Origin of the sequence: Leeuwenhoekiella marinoflava DSM 3653 (genome assembly GCF_900129005.1) — a bacterium.
Taxonomy (GTDB): Bacteria; Bacteroidota; Bacteroidia; order Flavobacteriales; family Flavobacteriaceae; genus Leeuwenhoekiella; species Leeuwenhoekiella marinoflava.
The window spans coordinates 209,247-232,953 of record NZ_FQUN01000004.1 but is presented as its reverse complement, the minus strand read 5'-3'; the positions used below and the strand labels follow the sequence as shown (position 1 = coordinate 232,953).

General features: G+C 37.0%; 18 protein-coding genes, 1 other RNA gene and 1 pseudogene. 8 read left to right on the top strand and 12 right to left on the bottom strand.

Features of this window, described 5'->3' with window-relative positions; translation table 11 throughout:
• Positions 1-335: 335 nt before the first annotated feature.
• Positions 336-668: RNase P RNA component class A (rnpB, locus tag BUB91_RS03180), an RNA gene on the bottom strand.
• Positions 669-846: 178 nt separating this feature from the next.
• Between rnpB and BUB91_RS21205 the strand changes: the two are divergent.
• Both BUB91_RS21205 and miaE read left to right on the top strand, forming a co-directional pair.
• Positions 847-2,600, top strand: a pseudogene (locus tag BUB91_RS21205) (DNA polymerase III subunit gamma/tau).
• The gene (gene miaE, locus BUB91_RS03170) at positions 2,600-3,181 is read left to right on the top strand and encodes a MiaE family protein (RefSeq protein ID WP_073096896.1); all 582 of its coding nucleotides are present in this window, start codon (positions 2,600-2,602) and stop codon (positions 3,179-3,181) included. The pseudogene BUB91_RS21205 and the gene miaE overlap by 1 nt, the downstream one beginning before the upstream one ends.
• A gap of 76 nt (positions 3,182-3,257) precedes the next feature.
• Here miaE and BUB91_RS03165 read toward each other — a convergent pair whose 3' ends face one another.
• From BUB91_RS03165 to BUB91_RS03120, 11 genes are all read right to left on the bottom strand, one after another.
• Positions 3,258-3,842, bottom strand: coding sequence for a porin family protein (locus BUB91_RS03165; RefSeq protein WP_073096894.1), 585 nt, complete (start codon positions 3,840-3,842; stop codon positions 3,258-3,260).
• 69 nt (positions 3,843-3,911) lie between these two features.
• A complete protein-coding gene (locus tag BUB91_RS03160; protein WP_073096891.1) occupies positions 3,912-4,811 on the bottom strand; it encodes a Ppx/GppA phosphatase family protein in 900 nt (299 codons plus the stop codon).
• A gap of 1 nt (position 4,812) precedes the next feature.
• Positions 4,813-6,897, bottom strand: a complete 2,085-nt coding sequence (gene ppk1, locus BUB91_RS03155; RefSeq protein ID WP_073096889.1) for a polyphosphate kinase 1 — start codon at positions 6,895-6,897, stop codon at positions 4,813-4,815.
• Positions 6,898-7,383, bottom strand: a complete 486-nt coding sequence (locus tag BUB91_RS03150; RefSeq protein ID WP_073096887.1) for a SixA phosphatase family protein — start codon at positions 7,381-7,383, stop codon at positions 6,898-6,900.
• 11 nt (positions 7,384-7,394) lie between these two features.
• Positions 7,395-8,039, bottom strand: coding sequence for a pyridoxamine 5'-phosphate oxidase (pdxH, locus tag BUB91_RS03145; RefSeq protein WP_073096885.1), 645 nt, complete (start codon positions 8,037-8,039; stop codon positions 7,395-7,397).
• A 159-nt stretch (positions 8,040-8,198) separates the two neighbouring features.
• The gene (locus BUB91_RS03140; RefSeq protein ID WP_073096883.1) at positions 8,199-9,119 is read right to left on the bottom strand and encodes a ribonuclease Z; all 921 of its coding nucleotides are present in this window, start codon (positions 9,117-9,119) and stop codon (positions 8,199-8,201) included.
• 127 nt (positions 9,120-9,246) lie between these two features.
• Entirely contained in the window at positions 9,247-9,582 is a 336-nt protein-coding gene (locus BUB91_RS03135; protein ID WP_073096880.1) for a ribonuclease Z, read from the bottom strand.
• On the bottom strand, positions 9,579-10,511 hold the full coding sequence (locus BUB91_RS03130; protein WP_073096878.1) for an aspartate carbamoyltransferase catalytic subunit: 933 nt from the start codon (positions 10,509-10,511) through the stop codon (positions 9,579-9,581). The genes BUB91_RS03135 and BUB91_RS03130 overlap by 4 nt, the downstream gene beginning before the upstream one ends.
• Positions 10,512-10,526: 15 nt before the next feature.
• The gene (gene pyrR / locus BUB91_RS03125; protein WP_073096876.1) at positions 10,527-11,066 is read right to left on the bottom strand and encodes a bifunctional pyr operon transcriptional regulator/uracil phosphoribosyltransferase PyrR; all 540 of its coding nucleotides are present in this window, start codon (positions 11,064-11,066) and stop codon (positions 10,527-10,529) included.
• A 72-nt stretch (positions 11,067-11,138) separates the two neighbouring features.
• Positions 11,139-11,279 (bottom strand): hypothetical protein, encoded by a 141-nt coding sequence (locus BUB91_RS20900; RefSeq protein WP_164917817.1) that lies wholly within the window; start codon positions 11,277-11,279, stop codon positions 11,139-11,141.
• A gap of 4 nt (positions 11,280-11,283) precedes the next feature.
• Entirely contained in the window at positions 11,284-11,982 is a 699-nt protein-coding gene (locus BUB91_RS03120) for a DUF4294 domain-containing protein (protein ID WP_241652556.1), read from the bottom strand.
• Between the two features lie 109 nt (positions 11,983-12,091).
• Here BUB91_RS03120 and BUB91_RS03115 point away from each other — a divergent pair, with 109 nt between their 5' ends.
• The 6 genes from BUB91_RS03115 to BUB91_RS03090 all read left to right on the top strand — a co-directional run bounded on the left by BUB91_RS03115 (position 12,092) and on the right by BUB91_RS03090 (position 23,693).
• Positions 12,092-13,177 (top strand): M42 family metallopeptidase, encoded by a 1,086-nt coding sequence (locus tag BUB91_RS03115; protein WP_449543904.1) that lies wholly within the window; start codon positions 12,092-12,094, stop codon positions 13,175-13,177.
• A 210-nt stretch (positions 13,178-13,387) separates the two neighbouring features.
• Positions 13,388-14,464, top strand: coding sequence for a DNA topoisomerase IB (locus BUB91_RS03110; RefSeq protein WP_073096870.1), 1,077 nt, complete (start codon positions 13,388-13,390; stop codon positions 14,462-14,464).
• Positions 14,465-14,583: 119 nt separating this feature from the next.
• Positions 14,584-17,415, top strand: coding sequence for an excinuclease ABC subunit UvrA (gene uvrA, locus BUB91_RS03105; RefSeq protein ID WP_073097188.1), 2,832 nt, complete (start codon positions 14,584-14,586; stop codon positions 17,413-17,415).
• 36 nt (positions 17,416-17,451) lie between these two features.
• Positions 17,452-18,141 carry an LOG family protein gene (locus BUB91_RS03100; protein WP_073096868.1) on the top strand — a complete coding sequence of 230 codons (690 nt, stop codon included), beginning with the start codon at positions 17,452-17,454 and terminating at the stop codon, positions 18,139-18,141.
• Positions 18,142-18,261: 120 nt separating this feature from the next.
• Entirely contained in the window at positions 18,262-21,093 is a 2,832-nt protein-coding gene (locus BUB91_RS03095) for a gluzincin family metallopeptidase (protein ID WP_073096866.1), read from the top strand.
• Positions 21,094-21,281: 188 nt separating this feature from the next.
• Positions 21,282-23,693, top strand: a complete 2,412-nt coding sequence (locus BUB91_RS03090) for an alpha-ketoacid dehydrogenase subunit alpha/beta (RefSeq protein ID WP_073096864.1) — start codon at positions 21,282-21,284, stop codon at positions 23,691-23,693.
• The last annotated feature ends 14 nt before the right edge of the window (positions 23,694-23,707 follow it).

The following is a 23,707-nucleotide window of genomic DNA, read 5'->3' as shown; positions in this document are numbered from 1 at the left end:
TACCCAAATTTTGTTATTTCTGAAATAAAAGAAGGCATTAGTCTGAATGCAAAACAAATTGCTGAAGCCCACAAAACAATCACAAATTTCTTTGGAGAAGGAAATTACTATGGGTATATATCATTTAGAGTTAATGATTATAATGTTAATCCCACAGATTATTTAACCTGTCCTTTTTATAAATATATAACCGGGATGGCTGTAGTAAGTGATCAATCTTTAAAACGTGAAACCGCAAATTTTGAAAAAGCCTTTTTTAAAAAGCCACTTGAAGTGTTTTTTACTTTAGAAGAAGCTATAACGTGGATTACCAACTTGCTCTGTAAAGATTTAAATAAAAAAGCAGACCTGTAAGCCGGATTCTGTTCTTACTGCAAGCAGTAATACCTTATCATTTATCTAGACAAATAATTACTTATTTGCTCAATCTGTCTACCCTCCGGCATCGCACGAGACGCACTTAATTGCCGGTATACATGACATTGCACCGCATAGAGTTTACCTGGTTTCACTACAGCATTACCTGTACATTCTTTCTGCTGCACTGGTCCTAATCTCAATTTTCATCGAGACCGACGGCCGTTAGCCGCTATGCTTCCCTGTGGTGTCCGGACTTTCCTCTTCCTTTAAAACAAAGTTTTACTGAAAGCGATAAGGCGGTCTGCTTCCCACAAAAGTACACTTTTATTACTTAGCCCTGATTAAGTATAAGACATTATGAAAAGCTAGAATTGTTGATAACATAATTGCAAAAATCAGTCATGTTAGACCATTAATGGATTAGCTATTTTTATATTTGTTCTCTCAGAAAATAAGTTGTTTTCTGAAAGCATCAATTCAACAAAAGTGGAGCAATTTATCGTATCAGCCCGTAAGTACAGACCTGCAACGTTTAAAGACGTAGTAGGTCAGCAGGCTATTACCAATACGCTAGAGAATGCCATTGCAAACAATCATCTTGCACAAGCTTTGTTATTTACAGGACCGCGAGGCGTAGGTAAAACTACTTGTGCCCGTATTCTAGCTAAAAAAATAAATCAGGAGGCTGATGAGCAAGTTGATGAAAATGAAGATTACGCATTCAATATTTTTGAACTGGATGCTGCTTCAAACAACTCGGTTGACGACATCCGTAACCTTATAGATCAGGTACGTATCGCTCCGCAGGTAGGTAATTATAAAGTATATATTATAGATGAAGTTCATATGCTCTCATCTGCTGCTTTTAATGCTTTTCTAAAGACCTTAGAAGAACCACCAAAACACGCGATTTTTATTCTTGCGACTACCGAAAAACACAAGATCATTCCTACCATCTTATCCAGATGTCAGATTTTTGACTTTAAAAGAATTACAGTTAAAGATATTCGTGAACATCTGGTCGATATCGCAAAACAAGAAGGTATTACTGCAGATGAAGAAGGTTTACACATAATAGCACAAAAAGCTGACGGAGCTCTCCGTGATGCCCTTTCTACCTTTGATCGTGTAGTGAGTTTTTCCGGTGATAATCTTACAAGAGCTGCAGTTACTGAAAATCTCAACGTACTGGACTACGATACGTATTTTGAGACTACAGATCTAATACTTGAAAATAATATCCCACAACTTCTACTCAATTTCAATGAGATTTTGTCCAGAGGTTTTGATGGTCATCATTTTATAGCCGGTTTAGCTTCTCATTACAGAGATCTTATGGTTTGTAAAAACCCATCAACGATTCCATTACTAGAAGTTGGAGATCAAACTAAAAAGAAATATCACGAGCAGGCTCAAAAAACAAGCTTCAACTTTTTAATGCAGGCTTTAGAATCTGCAAATGAGTGTGATTTAAAGTACAGAACAAGTCGCAACGCACGATTACTCGTAGAACTTTGTCTGATGCAAATGGCCTCTATCACTTTTGATGGAGAAAAAAAAAAGGCCGTAATTTCATAATTCCTGCTTCTTACTTTAAGAATGCACAACCGGTTACTTCACAAAATAAAGCAATAACAACAGCAGTTGAAAGTAGCACTTCAGCAGACATTGAAACCAAAACTGAAACGGTTCAGCCTCAGCAAAAAGAAATACAACAAGAACAACCAGAGAAATCCACTGTTCCTCAACCCCTCGTAAAACCAGACTTAACTCAAAAAGCGAATCACGTATCAAGTCTTTCTTTAAAAGGCCTTAAGCGTAAAAAAGAAATCCTAAAAAGGAAGGTTGAAAAAGAAATTGACGTAAGCCAATTGCCTCGTAAACCGTTTACGGAGATTGCTATGCAAGCAGTTTGGAAAGAATATGTTGCAAGGTTACAAAAAAAAGGGGAAAAGATTTTAGCTTCAAATCTGGAAACCGATACTCCAACATTAAAAGGAACTGTAATACAACTGGAGTTCCCCAATGACACGATGCGCGTAGAACTGGAGCGTGCTCAACACAATTTATTGGAATACCTAAAACGTAAACTTGAGAATTATGACATCACAATTGATGTTAGCGTTAACGAGGCTGCTGAGAAAAAATATGCGTATACAACACGTGAGAAGTATGAGAAATTGAAGGATAAGAATCCTGATCTTGAACTATTGCGTAAAACTTTTGATCTTGATATTTAATGCTAGGACTTAAATTACCCACAGACCCACGCTGGGTCAATATCGTAGAAATGAATATTGATGATATCCTATCTGATCACGCTTTTTGCGAGCAGAAAGCAACATCAACAGCTATATCTCTAATCGTTTCTTTCCCCGAGTACACAGAACTTGTACAAGAAATGATTGCTTTGGTTAAAGAAGAAATCAGTCATTTTAAATTGGTTCACGATAAGATTATTGCCCGAGGCAATACGCTGGGTTATGACCGTAAAGACGCTTATGTAAATCAATTATTAAAATTCTTTCCTAAAGGTGGCAGTAGAACGACTCAACTTGTTCACCGCCTACTTTATGCTGCCCTAATCGAAGCCAGAAGCTGTGAGCGATTCAGGTTATTATCACAAGAATTGAAAGACGAAGAATTACGTATATTTTACCACAATCTAATGGTAAGTGAAGCCAATCACTATACGATGTTTTTAGGCTTTGCTCGTAAATACGGTGAGGAAAAAGAAGTCAATGAAAAATGGCAAAATCTTCTAGATTATGAAGCTGAAATAATGAAAAACCTCAGCAAAGACCAAACTATACACGGTTAAGCTGAACTTCAGTTAAAATTATTCAATAAAAAAGACTGCCTTCTCAGACAGCCTTTTATTGAACATGCTTAAATGATTAAAGCCTATAGGCAGCCATAATTGCAAAATATTGATTCTTTCCTTCAATATTGTATCGATCTTCGATAACGTTTCTAAAGCCCATAGAGTAACGCGCTTCAAGCAGAACTCCGTCTAAGATTTGTACACCTATACCTGCAAGACCAGAATAATCAAAACTTTTGTAAATAGCATTATTGTCAGAATTCCATATTGCAACTCCTACTTGAGGCCCTATATGAACGTTGAATTTCCCGAAATTCTTCTTAACTAAAAGCGGTACTTGCAAATAGTCTAATTCTGCCCGCTCATCAAATGGTCTGTAAGGCAACCCATCTGGACCAAAACCATAATTACCTTCCGGGCCTGTATTAGGCTTTATTCCTTGGCCAGAATATAAGAGTTCAGGTTGAAAAATTAAAGAATTACCCATAGGTATCTCAGCAAAAACACCTGCTGCAAACCCTAAACGACTGCTAGAATCATCAAAAGCATCCCCGCTAAGTGTTGAGATATTGACACCCATTTTTGCTCCATAGCGCACTCCTTGAGCAAATATATTGAGTGTACTTAAAAGTAGAATAACTAGTAAAAATCTCTTCATAATCTGTATTAATTTCGTTGAAGTTCAGTGTTATAGTAAAACAATATTACTACTATTTTTAATTTCAGCCTAAACAGGCTCCTTTTTATCGTTGTAAAGCGATTTTACTATACCATCTGACAATCCTATCTTAGGAACGTGAATGTTTTTAGAACGACTCCACTTCATAGCAGAGAGATAAATACGTGTTGCAGGTATGATTACATCTGCTCTATCAAGGTTAAGACCCAATTCGGTTACCCGCTCTTCATAAGTGTAAGACTGTAAGAATTCATAAAAACTTACCATATAAAAATAGGTAAGAGGTTTCCCTTCTTTTTTACCACTTAGCTTAAAAATTTTATTGATGTTTCCTCCGGAACCTATTAGATCAATCTTGGCATGCCCTTTGGTCACTTCTTTAATCCAGCTTTCTACCTCATACCACGTACTGTGACCTACAAGCCCTTCTAATAAACGAACGGTACCCAATTTAAAAGATCTTGAGTTTACTACTTCGCCCCCACTATAAAGTGTGAATTCTGTACTACCTCCTCCCACATCAACGTATAGATATGAACGGTCTGTAGCGATTAGTGATTTTAAATCTGTATTAGCAATTATAGCAGCCTCATCTTTACCATCTATGATGCCAATCTGTACTCCTGTCTTTTTCTTGATGATTTTCACAACTTCTTCTCCATTTTCTGCTTCACGCATAGCGGAAGTTGCACAAGCTTTATGAGCTACGACTTTATGAGAACGCATAAGTAGCTTAAAAGCTTCCATAGTGTCTATCATGCGCTCTATGTTTTCATCTGAGATGCGTTTAGATTTAAAAACGTCTGCTCCTAAGCGAATAGGGACACGCACTAACGAACTCTTTCTAAAAATAGGATCTCTGCCTTCAACCTCTATGACATTTGCTACTAACAATCTAATCGCATTAGAACCTATATCTATGGCTGCATATTTTTTTAACTCGATCATTTTAATTCAATTTATTCAGGTAATAATCATATGTAGCAAATTGAGAACGTAGCGGAGCCTCATCATTTCTACGATATGCATTATCTTGTTTAGCTGTAATCACACGAGCTTTTACATTATCATTCCAGCAAATGTTATAAGTATCTATGATCTCTTTCTTAATATCCTCATCATAAATAGGGCAAGTAACTTCTACCCTGTTATCCAAATTACGTGTCATCCAGTCTGAAGAAGAAATAAACACTTTCTCTTCACCTTTTTTACCAAAAATTAAAACCCGCGGATGCTCTAAGAATTTATCTACAATACTGATCATTTTAATATTTTCACTCATCCCTTCAACACCCGGAATCAGACAACAAACACCTCGTATAATCATATCTATCTGAACCCCGGCCTGGCTGGCTTCGTAAAGTTTGTCTATTATAGCATAATTAGACATACTGTTCAGTTTTAAACGAATATAGCCTCGCTCCCCATTCTTTACCTTTTTGATTTCTGCATCAATCAATTTATAAAAAGTGGTTTTTGCATAATGTGGTGAGATAACTAAATGCTGATACGTGTTCACGATGTAGTTAGTATCAAAGAAATTGAACAGTTTACTCAAATCTTTCAAGATTTGCTTGTTAGCTGTAAACAACGTATAATCGGTGTAAATTTTTGCCGTCATACCGTTAAAATTCCCTGTACTGATGAAACCATAACGCTTTAAACGCGAACCTTCCTGACGCTCAATGACACAAACTTTACTATGCACTTTAAGACCAGGAACACCAAAAATAAGTTTAACTCCCTCATCTTGCATTTTGTTAGCATAACGCATATTACTCTCTTCGTCAAAACGTGCGCGCAATTCAATCTGTACAGTTACTTCTTTTCCGTTTTTAGCAGCGTTGATAAGCGCACTCGCGACGTGACTCAATTTGGCCAAACGATAAATAGTGATCTTAATCGTTCTCACTTTTGGGTCAAGTGCAGCTTCCCTCAAAAACTTAATCACATAAGCAAACGTGTGATAGGGTGTATACTGAAGAAAATCTTTCTCAGCAACCTTTTTAAACATACTATCATTGAGACTGATGTTTTTAATTGGTAAGGGCTTTTGTTTTGCATACAGTAAGTCGGCGCGTCCAAGACTAGGGAAGTCCATATAATCTTTACGGTTATGATAACGCCCACCAGGTATGATACTATCGGTATTTTCGATACCTAATTTTTGCAACAAAAAGGCAAGTGTATCACTGTCTATCGTCTGATCGTGAACAAAACGAACGGGTTCTGCATCTTCTCTACCCTTTACACTTTTTGAAAGCTTTTCTATAAAACTCTTACCAAGATCAGAATCTAAGTCCAATTCCGCATCGCGGGTAATCTTAATCATATGTGCCGAAATCTCATCATACTCAAAAATGCTGAATACAGATTCTAAATTATACCGAATTAAATCATCAAGTATCATGATGTAATCATTACCATCAACCTGTGGCAAGACCACAAAACGATCAAGTTCACTTGGGATTTCTACAAGCGCATAAATAGACTTTTTAGAGCCTTTCTTTTTCATTGTAATGGTCAAATATGCCTCCAAATCCTGAATACGCGGTAGCTCCAAATCTTCATTGAGAACAATAGTTACTAACGCCGGACTTACCTTTTCTGTAAAAAAAGTCTTTATGTACTCACTATGCTCCGGGAAATGAACTTCATTTTCTTTAATCACATAAATGCCTTCACTCTTTAGATGATGATGAATATCATCTATGATATTCATACTCTCTTCTTGCTGCTGAATAACAATCCGTGTGATTTTTTCAAGAAGCTCATCTGCCGCATAAACACCCAGTGCTTTTCTGCCTCTCTTACCAGCTTCTACAATACGCTTTACTGTGGCATAACGTACTTTAAAAAACTCATCTAGATTGTTTGAAAATATACCTACAAATCGAAGACGCTCAATTAATGGAACGCTCTCATCTGCTGATTCTTGTAAAACTCTGGCATTAAACTGTAGCCAACTTATTTCTCTATTTATGTATCGAGATTCATCTGCTCCCAGTGTTGCCATATTTAATCTGTTATCCATTTATTTAAGTTGCTTGGGCTTAACATAACGAGTCGTTTTTCCCTGGTCTACATCTTCCCAGCGTTCTACATCAAAATTGATCTGAGTAAAAGCTGCTGTAGCCACATTATCTATTGATTTATCTCCATATTGATTTACCCAATACGTCAGCGCATTATTATGGCCAAAAACCATAAGGCTGTCTATAGAATCATCACAAGATCTTATAAAATTATCTAAACCTGTACCGTTAAAATCATACAGTTCATTGCTCAATTCTAACTGTTCCTCTGGTATTCCCAAAGCCTTCAAGTATAATAAAGCTGTTGTTTTTGCTCGAACAGCACCACTGCTCACAATGCGTTGAGGCATCGTTATTTTATCTCTTATAAAAGCTCCCATTTTGGATGCATCATCAAGTCCGCGGTCGTTTAAAGGTCGCTCGTGGTCATTTAAATCAAATTCCCAAGAAGACTTCGCATGACGTACAAGATATAGTGTTTTCATGATTCTAAAATTTAAGGAGCCAGTCTTTCTAATTTCCAGTGTACTCCTCCCGGTGTGTAACGCAACCTGTCGTGAAGTCGGTTTGGTCTGCCCTGCCAAAATTCAAATTCAACAGGAATAACTTTATAACCGCCCCAATGATCTGGTTTTGGGATTTTCTTATCTGAAAATTCGTTTTCTAAATTCTTCAGGCGATCTTCAAGAAATTTTCTGTCTGGAATAACATCACTTTGTGGAGAAACCCAAGCACCTAATTTGCTTCCTTCTGGTCTTGAATTGAAATAGGTTTTTGAAGTCTCTTCTGAAACTTTTTCGGCTTTGCCTTTAATAATTACTTGACGCTCTAGATTGGTCCAAAAAAAAGACAAACATACTTCTGGATTTATAGCTATTGCTTTTCCTTTTTCGCTTTCATAATTGGTATAAAAAACAAAACCTTCTTCATCATAGCTTTTTAGTAACACCACCCGGTTTTTAGGAAACCCATCTAAACCGATGGTTGAAACCGTCATCGCATTTACCTCTTCAACCCCAACCACTTCTTCAACCTCTTCAAACCATTTTTTAAACTGTTTAAAGGGGTCATGATCGCTCTGAGCAATGGTTAATTCACTTTTTTCATATGACTTTCTATAGTCACTTAAATCTTCTGCCATATCCTAATTTTAAAGCAAGTTACGTCAATGAGCTATAAAGTTAAAAAGCCCAAACGTATCTTTTACCATAATTTTAAATTAAATGAAAAAGAAAAACACCTGTCCTGAAAAATAGCGGATTATTAAATAGTATCTAATTAAAAAAAGGCCTTTTAGCAACTAAGAAACCAACTCGTCAAAGTCAAAAACCTTTCCGTCATCTGCGGTAAGTACATTTTTAAATTCGGCTTTTGCTTCATTAGCAAAAAGAGTCAAATCTGGATATCGCGTGCTGTAATGTCCTAAAATAAGATATGCTACATTGGCTTGCTTAGCCATCAAACCAGCTTCTCTAGCGGTAGAATGCCCCGTAGGCAGTGCAAGTTTAGCGTGTGCTTCTAAAAAAGTTGCCTCGTGGTATAAAAAAGTTACATCTTTTAATTGCGGCAAATTATCTGGCTTGTAAATCGTATCACTACAAAACGCATAGCTTCGCGGCGGATCAGGATCAAATGTTAGTTTTTCATTAGGGATTACCGTTCTGTCATCTAATATAGCGTCTCCTCCAGCTTTAATCTTTCGGTAATACACAACATCAATCTCATGTTTGAGACAAGCACTCATATTGAGTTTGCGCTCGCCTGCTTTTTCTTTGAATAAAAATCCGTTGGTATAAATACGATGCTTCAACGGAATGGTCTCTACGGAAACTTTCTCATCCTCAAAAAGCAATTGGGGTTCTTTACTTTCTAATTCGTGAAAACAAAGTGGATAGTTGGTCCAAGAATTTGACAATTTTAACTGAAGCGTAATCGCTTGTTTGATTCCTTTAGGACCATAAACGTGAAGCTCATTTTCCCGATTGAGCAATCTAAAGGTTGAGATTAAACCAACTAGACCAAAAAAGTGATCCCCGTGAAGATGCGAAATAAAAATATGCTTGATCTTTGAAAACTTGACCTTATTGCGACGCAATTCAACCTGAGTCCCCTCACCACAGTCTATTAAAAACAAGTGGTTTTTAATCTGAAGAACCTGTGAAGTCGGGTTTGTGAACGTACGTGGTGTAGCTGCATAACAGCCTAAAATGGTAAGCTTCATTAAAATTAAATAACAATTTTTATTCTGCTGTAAGTTACGGCTTATTCAGCTAAAAATAGAAAAAGGAAAATTTGAAGAATAAAAGTTAATTAAATACTTGATATCTTATTGCAATACTAGTTTCTTCTTAAAATCCTAAATCCCGTTGCATCTCTTCTAGATCAATAACATCTTTTGCTTCACCTAAAGTTGGAACAACCATCATCTCTTCTGGGACATGGTCTATATGCACCCCTTTATTTACAATCACAAAAGACTTTTGAGCTGCCCGTTGCTGATTAGAAATGGGTAAAAAATACAAGAGTTCATCTAAAGTTAACTCCTCATATTTTAATAAATCTATCACCAGATTGTTATCTGAATGTGCTTTAGGTATGATAAAATCTAAAAAGGAAGCAAAGCTTTTTATACCATTTTCTTCATCAGCAAGAATGGTATAGTTCTCTTTTTCGGTTACAATCATTGTTGTTTAATTTTTGAAGCCAGAAGATAAATGACAGCCATACGAATAGCAACTCCGTTTTCTACCTGATTTAATATAATAGACTGGCCACTGTCTGCCACGTCACTGGTTATTTCTACTCCACGGTTTATAGGTCCCGGATGCATTATCACAATTTCTTTATTTAAAGAGTCTAACAACTCCTTATTCAGACCATACTGTTGGGTATATTCTCGCGTTGAAGGAAAATAGCTTATATCCATACGCTCATTTTGTACACGCAACATATTTGCCACATCACACCATTCTAATGCTTTGCGAAGATTCAATTCTACCTCAACGCCCATAGATTCGATGTATTTTGGCATTAAGGTTTTTGGTCCACAAACTTTTACTTCTGCTCCTAAGAGTTTCAAGGCAAAAATATTAGAAAGCGCTACCCTACTGTGCAAAATATCTCCTACAATAACCACCTTTTTTCCACCTACATCTCCAAGTTTTTTAGAGATAGAATAACTATCTAAAAGCGCCTGCGTAGGATGCTCGTGCGCACCGTCACCTGCGTTAACAATACTGGCCTTTATATTTTTTGAAAGAAAAACTCCGGCTCCCGGATTAGGATGACGCATAACAACCATATCTACTTTCATAGATAAAATGTTATTTACCGTATCTATCAAAGTTTCTCCTTTTTTTACTGAAGAAGCACCTGCTGAAAAATTGATCACATCTGCACTAAGGCGTTTTTCGGCAAGTTCAAAAGAGAGTTTAGTTCGGGTACTGTTTTCAAAAAAGAGATTGGCAATAGTAATATCTCGTAACGAAGGAACTTTTTTAATTGGCCTGTTGATTATTTCCTTAAAATGATCTGCCGTTTCAAAAATGAGATCGATATCCGCTTTTGTGATATACTTAATCCCTAATAAGTGGTTTACACTTAACTCGCTCATTCTGGTACTTTATAATTATTTATTTACAAGATAAACTACATCTTCACCTCCGTTTTCTACCCATTTCACTAAAACTTTCTCATCGTTTATCGCATCTACCTGTCTTCCTCTATAATTGGGCTGAATAGGTAAATGTCTGCTAAAGCGACGATCTATAAGAGTGAAAAGTTCTACATTTTTTGGACGCCCGAAACTCTGTACAGCAGTAAGCGCTGCATTGATGCTACGACCGGTATATAAGACGTCATCAATAAAGACTACGTTTTTATCTTCTACAACAAAGTTGATTTTGGTTTTATTAGCTTCAAGTGGTTTATCACTTCTTCTAAAATCGTCTCTAAAAAAGGTAATATCAAGATATCCCAGTTTAATATTAGGAATGTTATAATCGTCTTCAAGCAACTTTTTAATACGCTCTGCAACATAAACCCCTCTGGGCTGTATGCCTATAAGAACGGTATCTTTAAAATCACTATGATTTTCAATAAGTTGACAAGCCAGACGGTTTAGAATGATGTTTATTTCTTTTGCATTAAGCAAGACTTTCTGGCTCATATTGGGAGAAACGCTAGTTTTGATAGACAAAGGTACATATTTTTTTAAACGAAGTTTTTCAAGAAACAGGTTTTATTCATCCTTCTTGCTTTTAAACCAGTTGAACCCAAAAGGAATCGCAAAAAACAAAAAAAAATACTTTCCGGTAACTAGACCTATCAGCGTTATTACAGCTGCAATTATGTAAATCCAGTTAACCTTAAACTTATCCATAGAATCACTTTATGCCACGATCGGGCTTCGGTTTTCTCCATTTATTTTCTAACTCTAGAAAGTTAAGTTCTATTGCAGGCTCTTGCTTCTCTAAAATCTTTGCTTGAAAAGAGCGCTGTAAAATATCCTCTATTAGATAATCTTCTTGTACATCTTCAGGATCGTAAATCTCTTTTAGAGAGATATCAAAAAAGCTCGCCGTAGTATTCAGCAAGAAAGCTTTTAGACCACTACGGTAATTCTTTATAAGTTCAAAAGTGGTTTGACCTGTTTGGCGATACATCAGTTTTACCAAGATTTGTCCTTCAGTCCTTGTTAGCTTTTTGAGTTCTTCTTTAAACTCATTTTCTACGTAGCGCTGTATGATTTTAGTATAGCGTTTACGATCTCGTTTTGACTGCATAGAATCTAAACGCTCGTTGAGTTCTACCAGTCGCTCTCCTGCAAGCTTGGCATAAGGCCATACTTTACGGGTTTTTCTACGTAAAATGAGATAACGTCTACGAGCGGTGTTATCGTCAAACTTCAATCTACTTAAAACAATGACATCTTCCAGAAAAATTGCAGACCGTGCAATACTGTCACCCTCCACAAAATAATATTCTGTGTCAGTAGTATCAGTTTCCTTTTCAGTCTCTTCGTTTGTCTGAGCCCTTAGAAAAATCGAAAAAAGTAACACAAAAAAAAGTATATAATTCTTCAAGTCAATTTTTAATTAATGTAACGCTAAAACTGTTCCAAAAGTACACAATCGGTAAGATTGCCTTATGGTTTTGGTATTAATATTCTTACTTTCGTACAAAAATAGAATTATGTCAAAAAGCATTTTAAATAAGAAGTCTTTAGACTTTTTAGAAACATACTTAAATAACGCTGCTCCTACCGGTTATGAGTGGGAAGGTCAGAAAATCTGGATGGAATACCTAAAACCCTACGTTGATACTTTTATCACAGACAATTACGGTACAGCAGTAGGAGTTATCAATCCGGATGCTAAATATAAAGTAGTTATTGAAGGGCACGCTGATGAGATTTCATGGTATGTAAATTACATTACAGACGATGGTTTGATCTATGTAATTCGCAATGGGGGTAGTGATCATCAGATTGCACCTTCTAAATTGGTAAATATTCACACCAAAAACGGAATCGTAAAAGGTGTTTTTGGATGGCCGGCAATTCATACACGTGACAAAAGCAATGAGAAAGCGCCTAGCTTAGACAATATTTTTATAGATACGGGTTGTAAAACTAAAGAAGAAGTTGAGAAATTAGGAGTTCACGTAGGTTGTGTGATTACCTATCCTGATACATTCACTGTACTTAATGGCGATAAATTTGTTTGTCGCGCATTAGATAACCGTATGGGCGGATTTATGATTGCTGAAGTTGCGCGTTTGCTTAAGGAAAACGATAAAAAATTAGACTTCGGCCTTTATGTTGTAAACTCGGTTCAAGAAGAAATAGGTTTACGCGGAGCGGAAATGATCACGCATGCGATTCAACCTAACGTTGCTATCGTTACAGACGTTACCCACGATACGACAACTCCAATGATTGAAAAGAAAACGAATGGTCACGCTGCTATAGGTGACGGACCCGTAATTTCTTACGCACCGGCAATTCAGCAGAAGCTGCGCGATTTGATTATTGACACTGCAGAAGAAAAGAAAATTCCTTTTCAGAGAGCAGCAAGCAGCCGTGCGACAGGTACAGATACTGATGCTTTTGCGTACAGCAACGGCGGAGTACCATCGGCATTAATTAGTTTACCCTTGCGTTATATGCACACAACGGTAGAAATGGTGCACCGCGATGATGTAGAAAATGTAATTAAAATGATTTACGAGAGCGTTTTAAAGATAAAAGATGGACAGAGTTTTAGTTATTTTGACTAAATTAAAGTTCTTACTAGCCATCAAAAATGAATGTCCGGAACTACTTCTTAGTTGCCGGACATTTTTTTTATACAATTTCTATTCAGGACTTTTCAGAGGAAGGGCAACTTCACAAATCTTAATATTTCATAATTTTCTTTCAGTTTTTTTGATCAGACATTTCACATTTCGTTAGTACACTTCAGCTCATATTGCCCCTAAATTTGAGGAATGACGATCACCGAAGCAAAACTCAAAACCATTCTCAACAGCCCTGAAGAGGCGGCCCGTATAGCCAATTTAATCTATGTTACAGATGAACATTTAACCATCTGTCGTAAAAAAAGCGGCAAAAAATTCACTTACTGTCAAAACAATGAAACCATAAAATCTAAGGCACTTTTGAAGCGCATTAAAAAATTAGTGATCCCGCCAGCTTGGCAAAATGTACTCATCGCAGAACCCGAAAATGGGCACTTACAGGCGGTAGGTCGAGACGACAAAGACCGCAAAGTATACCTCTACCACGAGACCTGGAATAAACTGCGCAACGAAACTAAATTTTTAAAACAGGCCTCTTTTGCAAATATTTTACCTGCATTGAGAAAGCAAGTTGATCAAGATTTGGACACAGAAGAGATGACAAAGCGTAAAGTTTTAGCTTTGGTGATTCGATTAATGGAAGAAACGCACATTCGAGTTGGTAATGATTATTATGCAAAACGTAACAAAACTTACGGTCTTTCTACCTTGCGCACACGTCACCTAAAAACAACAGAAAGTGACATCAGATTTCAGTTTGTAGGAAAAAAAGGAAAAGAACATGACATTGCAGTTACAGATCCGCAGTTGATAAAACTGGTTAATCAATGTGAAGAGATACCCGGTTGGGATTTATTTCAATTTTACGATAAAGATGGCATTAAAGACCACTTAGATAGCGGGATGGTGAATGATTACATTCACGAATTGAGCGGCGATTTATTTTCGGCAAAGGACTTTAGAACCTGGGCCGCATCAAAAATCTTCTTTGAAACACTTCGAGATATCGGTTATGAAAAAGAAGAAAAACAAAATGCTAAAAACATTCTTACTGCTTATGATGCAACTGCTAAAGAGTTAGGGAATACGCGAAGCGTTTGCAGAGATTATTACGTACACCCGGTAATACCGGAAGCTTATCAAAACGGCAGTATTGTCTCATATTTTGATAAAGTAGACGCTATAGCTTTAAAAAAAGACGCCTACTTATCGCAGACTGAAGAAGTCATTAAAGAAATGCTGGGGAATTATCAGCTTAGCATTTAAAATACCATCTTTAGCTTCTAAAAGCTCTATTTTTAACACTCTATTCAATGCGTTTACAAATAGACACTTCCTTCAGTTTTTCACCCAATTACAGTACCTTTGCACACTTGAAAAAGAAAATGGCAGAAACACAAGAATACATTGAAGTTTATGGTGCGCGAGCCCATAACTTAAAAAATATAGATGTTAACATACCCCGCGAGAAACTCGTGGTTATCACCGGACTTTCAGGTAGTGGTAAGAGTTCACTAGCTTTTGACACCATTTACGCTGAAGGGCAACGGCGATATATAGAAACTTTTTCGGCTTATGCCCGTCAATTTTTAGGCGGCTTGGAGCGGCCTGATGTAGATAAAATTCAGGGACTTTCTCCGGTTATTGCCATTGAGCAAAAAACCACCAGTAAAAGTCCGCGGTCTACCGTAGGTACAATTACCGAAATTTATGACTTTTTACGCCTTTTATATGCACGCGCTAGTGACGCGTACAGTTATGAGACAGGCGAAAAAATGGTGAGTTACAGCGATGACCAGATCAAAGATTTGATCAAAACCGAATATCTTGGAAAACGCGTAAACGTGCTCGCACCGGTTATTCGCAGTCGTAAGGGACATTATCGAGAGCTTTTTGAACAAATTGCAAAACAAGGTTTTGTTAAAGTACGTGTAGATGGGGTAGTTCGGGATATTGAAAAAGGAATGAAAATAGACCGTTACAAAACCCACGATATTGAGATTGTAATAGACCGTCTCAAGATCGAAGATCATCAGTATATAGATAAACGCATTCTGGAAACAATCAACACCGCGATGTATCACGGTGAAGATGTGATGATGATTCTGGACCATGACACTAACGAAGCGCGGTATTTCAGTCGTAGTTTAATGTGTCCAACTTCTGGTATTTCCTACCCCAATCCCGAACCTAATAATTTCTCGTTCAATTCGCCTAAAGGTGCTTGCCCTAAATGTAATGGTATCGGCGAACTACGAGTTGTAAACGAAGACAAAATTATTCCAGATCCTAAACTTTCAATAAAAGCTGGTGGACTCGCTCCTCACGGAAATCAAAAAAGCAACTGGATTTTTAAACAACTTGAAATCATCGCGCAACGCTTCGATTTTAAATTGACAGACCCTATAAAAGATATTCCAAAGGAAGCTATAGAAATGATTTTGTATGGTGGAAACGAAAAATTTACTATAGAATCTAAAACCTTAGGCGTTAGCCGAAACTATAAAATAGATTTTGAAGGTGTTGCTAATTTTATTGAAAGTACCTATCACAAAAACGATTCGGCTTCTTTAAAAAGATGGGCAAAAGAGTACATGGAAAAAGTACAATGCCCGGAATGTAACGGCTCTCGACTGCGTAAAGAATCTTTATACTTCCGCGTACGCGAAAAAAGTATTGCAGATCTGGCTCAGATGGATATTTTAGAGCTTGCTGCATGGTTTAAAGAATTACCAAAGCATTTAAGCGAAAAACAAACCGCAATTGCCACCGAAATTCTCAAAGAGATCAAAGCTAGAATACAATTCTTGGTTGATGTGGGGCTTACCTACCTCTCTTTAAATCGAAGTTCAAAATCGCTTTCTGGTGGTGAAGCACAACGTATACGACTCGCGACTCAAATTGGTTCACAGCTTGTGGGTGTTTTATATATTCTAGATGAACCAAGTATTGGCTTGCATCAGCGCGATAACGAGAAACTCATCAACTCGCTGGAATCTTTACGAGATTTAGGAAACTCCATTCTGGTTGTAGAGCATGATAAAGATATGATAGAGCGTGCCGATTATGTTATAGACATTGGGCCTTTTGCGGGTAAACACGGAGGAGAAATAATTAGTGAAGGTACTCCAAAACAATTGCTGAAACAGCATACACTTACCGCGCAATATCTCAACGGTGAAAAAGAAATCGCTGTACCAGAAAAACGCCGAAAAGGTAACGGTAAAAAAATCGTTCTAAAAGGTGCTACAGGAAACAACCTCAAAAAGGTAAATGTTGAATTTCCGTTAGGGAAAATGATTGTGGTTACCGGAGTTTCAGGTAGTGGTAAATCTACGTTGATCAACGAGACCCTCTACCCTATTATGAATGCCCATTACTTCAATGGCGTTAAAAAACCGGCTCCATATAAAAGCATTAAAGGACTCGACGAATGCGATAAAGTGATAGACATCAATCAATCACCTATAGGTCGCACACCGCGTTCTAATCCGGCTACATATACCGGTGTTTTTAGTGAAATACGCAATTTATTTGCGAAAATTCCTGAAGCTTTAATACGAGGGTATAAACCAGGGCGTTTCAGTTTTAATGTTGCCGGTGGACGCTGCGAGACTTGTAAAGGTGGTGGTTTGCGTGTGATTGAGATGAACTTTTTACCCGATGTTTATGTAGAATGTGAAACCTGCCAGGGAAAGCGTTTCAACAGAGAAACATTAGAAATCAGATATAAAGGGAAGAGCATCGCCGATGTGCTAGAAATGACTATTGATGAGGCCGTGCCATTTTTTGAGCATATCCCGAAAATTTTCAGAAAAGTAAAAACCATACAAGATGTTGGATTAGGATATATATCTCTAGGTCAACAATCTACAACTCTTTCTGGTGGTGAAGCGCAACGTATTAAACTCGCTACCGAACTATCAAAACGCGATACCGGAAATACTTTTTACATCTTAGACGAGCCTACGACTGGTTTGCATTTTGAAGATGTACGTATTCTGATGGACGTGCTTAATAAACTAACCGATAAAGGAAATACAATGCTTATCATTGAGCACAATATGGATGTCATTAAAATGGCTGACCATATAATCGATATAGGTTATGAAGGCGGAAAAGATGGAGGCCAATTGGTTGCAAAAGGTACTCCTGAAGAAGTTGCTAAAGATAAAAAAAGCTATACTGCAAAATTTTTACGAAATGAACTAAATTAGGCACCCTTCTAATTTTAGAAAAACAACAATACACCTATGAGAAACGAAAATAAGCCTAAAGGCTGGAATGAAATAAAAACAAATGACTCTTGGGCCATTTTTAAAATAATGGGCGAATTTGTAAGCGGTTTTGAGAAGTTGAGCCGCATAGGGCCTTGCGTATCTATCTTTGGTAGCGCCCGTACAAAACCCGACGAAAAATATTACAAGCTTTCTGTTGCCATTGCTGAGAAGATTGTTGAAAATGGATATGGTGTAATCACCGGCGGTGGTCCCGGTATTATGGAAGCCGGTAATAAAGGTGCGCATCTTGCAGGAGGAACTTCTGTGGGATTAAATATTGACCTCCCTTTTGAACAACACGATAACCCATATATAGATGGAGATAAAAGTATAGATTTTGATTACTTCTTTGTGCGTAAAGTGATGTTTGTAAAATACTCGCAAGGCTTTGTGGTGCTGCCGGGTGGTTTTGGAACTTTAGACGAATTATTTGAATCTATCACACTAATTCAAACACATAAAATTGATCGCTTCCCAATTATTCTGGTAGGTACTGAATACTGGCAAGGTCTTTTTGAATGGATTAAAAATACGTTGCTTGATAAATTCAATACCATAAGTGCCGGAGATATAGATTTATTACATCTGGTAGATACCGAAAATGAAGTTCTTGAGGTCCTGAATAACTTCTATAATGAATATGAGTTGAGTCCTAATTTTTAGTATTGAAAAAACCAAAGGCATACGTATTGCGTTAGGTATGGTAATTGATTCATTAAAAGAAAAAATTGACACCTCAGTGCAAATCTCATTAAATATCATTGTAAACTTATTGATTAAACTATGAAGAAGTTATTTATAATGCTTCTTCTGTTTTTTTTGGCACTTCCTCAAACGAGCGAAGCACAAAACCGTATTGATATAAGTGCAAGACTTCTCGAAGAATCTAAAACGCTCTTAATTCAGCAGGATGTCTTTTTTAAAAACACTTCAAATGATACACTAACATCTATCTATTTCAACGATTGGGCGCATAGTTTTTCATCAAAACAATCTAAACTGGGTAAGCGCTTTGCTGAAAATTATGATCGTAAGTTTCATTTAGCCAACGACGATAAAAGAGGCTCTTCAAAAATCAATACTATAATTGGCGATAGCTTTAGAAATCTTCAATTTCAACGTCTGGATGATGCAGAAGATGTTATTGAAGTAATGTTGAATAAGGCACTGCTTCCCGGAGAGACTAAACATATTAAGCTCAACTATAACATACGCATTCCTGATGCTAAATTTACAGGTTATGGAGCGCTAGATAATGGTGATTTTAATTTAAAATACTGGTTTATTGCGCCGGCGGTTTATGACACCACATGGCATTATTACAGCAATAAAAATCTGGATGATCTGTTTATGACTCCCACTGATTTTTCAATTGACTTTTCTTATAAAAAGAATTTCCGATTTGTAAATGAACTCAAACAAACTTCTGCAGCTCTAAATGAAGATAACAATTACAGAACTGTTCATCTAGAGGGAAAAGATCGAAACAATACCACTATTTATTTACGTCAGATTTCAGAATTTCAGATTACTGAAACTGACAATCTCACCGTAGTTACAAATATTACTGATGATAAAGTAATCCCAGAACGGGAAGCAATCATTATTGATAAAATAACTGGATTTCTTACACAAGAATTAGGGGATTATCCTTTTGAAAAATTGGTCATTTCCAATATTGATTATGCCGAAAATCCTGTTTACGGTTTAAATCAATTACCTGATTTTTTGAGTCCGTTTCCTCAGGATTTCAAATATGAATTGAAGATTCTAAAAACAGCTGTAGACAATTTTATAGACCGTACGCTCTTTATCAATCCGCGTGATGATCGCTGGATTGCTGACGGAATCAAGACCTATACGATGATGAAGTATATGGATCATTTTTATCCTAAACTTAAAGTCGTAGGTACACTAAACAGGTATTGGCTTGCACGACAGTTCCACCTTTCAGAAATGGAATTCAACGAGCAGTATAATTTGCTGTATATGCATATGGCACGTATGAATCTCGATCAACCACTCACCACACCTTATGACAGTCTGATTAAATTCAATAAAAATATAGCCAATTCTTATAAAGCAGCGAGCGGTATGAACTACCTCTCAGAATATCTTTCTGATGAGATTATAGACAAAAGTATTGGTGAGTTTTATGTAGCGAATAAACTCAAGGTCACATCTTCTAAAGAATACGAAACTATTTTAAGAAGCAAAACCTCAAAAGATCTTGATTGGTTTTTTAAAGATTTTGTTGATTCCAGAAAACGTATTGATTACAAATTCAACGAAGTAAAAAAAGAAGGAGACTCTCTTAAAATTGAACTTAAAAACAAAACAAAAAGTCAAATGCCCATTCCGGTTTATGGAATAAATGGTGATAAAATTATCTCTAAAACTTGGGTTGAAGGGTTTGAAAAAGAGAAGCTAATCAGCATTTCGGCAGACAGCATAGATAGGCTTGTAATTAATGCCGAAGGTTTTGTACCAGAATTCAACCGAAGAAATAATTATAAAAAGGTAAACCCATTTTTAGGTATTAACAAACCTTTTCAATTCAAACTCTTACAAGATCTAGAAGACCCATCGCGTAATCAAGTCTTCTTTATGCCTGTTGCAGAATACAACTTTTACGATGGTTTCAAGATAGGTGCAAAAATGTATAACAAAACCTTGCTATCAAAGCCCTTTAATTATAAGATAGAACCTCAATATGGCTTAAAATCAAATAAGCTAACCGGTAGTGCCGGCTTTTCATACACGCAGAATCTTGATGAAGATAACTTATTTGCGATTCGATTTGGAATGTCTGGTTCGCTATCATCATACGCACCAGATGCGATGTATAAAACATACAGTCCATTTGTGACTTTTGCTTTTCGAACTGATGATTTCAGATCAGATAAGAGACAATATCTTACGATTAGCAACGTCAACGTATATCGTGATGAATCAAATGTGATTATTAATGATGACCCTAACTACAGTGTGTTTAATGTACGCTATATAAACAGTAACCCGGGTGTGATTAATTCCTTTAGCTGGAATACAGATTTTGAATTGTCTCAAAAATTCAGCAAGTTCTCTATCACAGCAAAATACCGCCGGGTATTTTTAAACAACCGCCAGTTTGATTTGAGATTCTTTGGCGGAACATTTTTATACAACGACACCCGTTCACGAGGAGATTATTTCAGTTTTGCGCTTGACAGACCTACAGATTACTTGTTTAGATATAATTACTATGGGCGTTCAGAAAGCTCAGGACTCTTCAGTCAGCAGCTTATACTTGCAGAGGGTGGTTTTAAGTCTAAATTAGACACACCTTTTGGTAACGAGTGGATGACATCAGTAAATACCAGTACAACTATTTGGAATTTTATTCACGGCTATGCAGACATCGGTTTGGTAAAAAATCAAGGTGATTCTGCTCGTTTCTTATACGATAGCGGGATAAGAACTGTTTTGGTAGAAGATTATTTTGAGGTCTTCTTGCCCGTCTATTCTTCTAACGGATGGGAAATAGGACAACCCAACTATGATCAAAAAATACGCTTTATCGTAACCTTAGATATTGGCACAATGCTCAGTTTATTTACACGCAAGTGGTACTAAGAGAATTAAAACTTCAAACACTTAGTTTTTATTTAACTTTCTATATCAAAACCACGCTATTCCTTGTTTTAATTGAATTATTTTCAACAAAATTAACTTTTATTGAAAATTTATCATTTTATTAAAGAATTATTGAATTGTATGTGAGGTGAATTTTCTGTATTTTTACCGAAACCGTTTGAAATATTATGCACACGAAATCTGAGCCCACTTCTGAACTTTCTTTTGATGATTTTAAAGCTACTGTCATTAATGACTATAAAATTGCGGTGACAAGCCGGGAATGTAGTTTACTAGGTCGCAGAGAAGTTTTAACCGGAAAAGCAAAATTCGGAATATTTGGCGATGGTAAAGAGGTGCCACAATTAGCAATGGCCAAAGCATTCAAAAAAGGTGATTGGCGATCGGGATATTACCGTGACCAGACTTTTATGATGGCAATTGACCATTTTTCAATAGAAAATTTCTTTGCGGGTCTTTATGCACATACCAGTATAGAAAATGACCCGATGAGTGCCGGGAAACAAATGGGTGGACATTTTGGCACACAAAGCTTGGGTGAGAACGGTGAACTCAAAAATTTATTAGAACAATACAACAGTAGTGCAGACATCTCTCCTACTGCCGGCCAAATGCCACGCCTTTTAGGACTCGCACAAGCCTCTAAAATATTCAGAAACGTACCCGAAACTGAAACCGATGGTTTATCTGATCAAGGTAATGAAGTTGCCTGGGGAACTATAGGTAATGCCAGTACTTCTGAAGGTATGTTTTTTGAAACCATAAATGCTGCGGGTGTTCTGCAAGTACCTATGGTGATTTGTATTTGGGATGATGACTACGGAATTTCCGTTCACGCAAAACACCAGACAACTAAAGAAAATATTTCTGAAATCCTAAGTGGTTTTCAGCGTAATGAAGAAGAGGCAGGTTATGAAATCATTCGGGTTAAAGGCTGGGATTATCCTGCACTTATGGATGCTTTTGAAAAAGCCGGAAAAATAGCCCGAGAAAATCATGTTCCGGTACTCTTACATGTAACGGAATTGACCCAACCACAAGGCCACTCAACTTCAGGTTCACACGAGCGCTATAAAAGTAAAGATCGTTTACAGTGGGAACGCGAGAATGACTGTAACGTAAAAATGCGTGAATGGATGATCAACAACCAGATCGCGACTGATGAAGAACTTCAGGTTATTGAAAAAGATATTAAAAGACAAGTACGTGAAGGCAAGCGTAATGCTTGGGAAGCTTTTTTAAACCCTATAGAAAAAGAAAAAAAGACCGTTTTAAATCTGATTAATAAAATCAGTGCCGAGAGCGAAAACGGAAGATTTATAAACTCGATCAGCCAGACTTTAGTTGACGAGAAAGACGCACTTAAGAACGACGTAATTATAGCAGCGCGTAAAACACTACGCTATGTAGCTAAAGAAAATAGCGAGAACATTACAGCTCTTAAAAATTGGGTAACTGATTACATCAAAAAAGAACAGCCTAATTACAGCAGCCACGTTTTTAGTGAATTTGATACTAAAGCAACAAACATAACAGAAGTAGCTCCGGAATATACTAACGACTCCAAAACCGTAGATGCACGTGTGGTATTGCGTGATAATTTTGACGCGCTGTTTACAAAATATCCTAACAGTGTTATTTTTGGAGAAGATGCAGGTACCATAGGTGACGTAAATCAAGGTCTCGAAGGTTTACAAGAGAAATATGGAGAGTTTCGCGTTGCAGATGCAGGCATTCGTGAAACTACGATCATTGGTCAGGGTATAGGCCTTGCTTTACGTGGTTTGCGTCCTATTGCTGAGATTCAATATCTGGATTATATCCTATATGCAATGGCGACATTGAGCGACGATCTCGCAACCCTACGCTACAGAACACACGGAAAGCAAACCGCTCCGGTAATCGTAAGAACTCGCGGGCACCGTTTAGAAGGAATCTGGCACAGTGGCTCTCAAATGGGATCTTTACTAGGTCTTTTAAGAGGAATTTATATTCTTACACCTCGTAATATGACCAAAGCTGCAGGTTTCTACAATACACTGATGCAAAGTGACGAACCGGCAATAATTATAGAATGTCTTAATGGCTATCGTCTTAAAGAAAAATTACCTAAAAATCTGGGGAACTTCACAACACCTATTGGTAAAGTTGAAGTAGTACGAGAAGGTACAGATATCACGATTCTTTCTTACGGAAGTACATTGCGCTTAGTTCAACAAGCCGCTCAGGAGCTTCAAGCTTCTGGTATAAATGCTGAAGTTATTGATGCACAGTCCCTATTACCTTTTGACCTCAATCATGACACGGTAAAAAGTATTATAAAAACTAACCGGATTCTGGTTGTTGATGAAGATATGCCGGGTGGAGCTTCAGCTTATTTGATGCAACACCTGCTCGATGAGCAAAAAGCATTCAAGCATTTAGACAGCGCACCACAAACACTTACAGCTAAACCACACAGACCAGCTTATGGTACAGATGGCGACTACTTCTCTAAACCTTCAGCAGAAGATATTTTTGAAAAGGTTTACAGCATCATGCGCGAAGTAAAACCAGATAAGTTTCCGGCGATTCGCTAAATAATACAGACCCG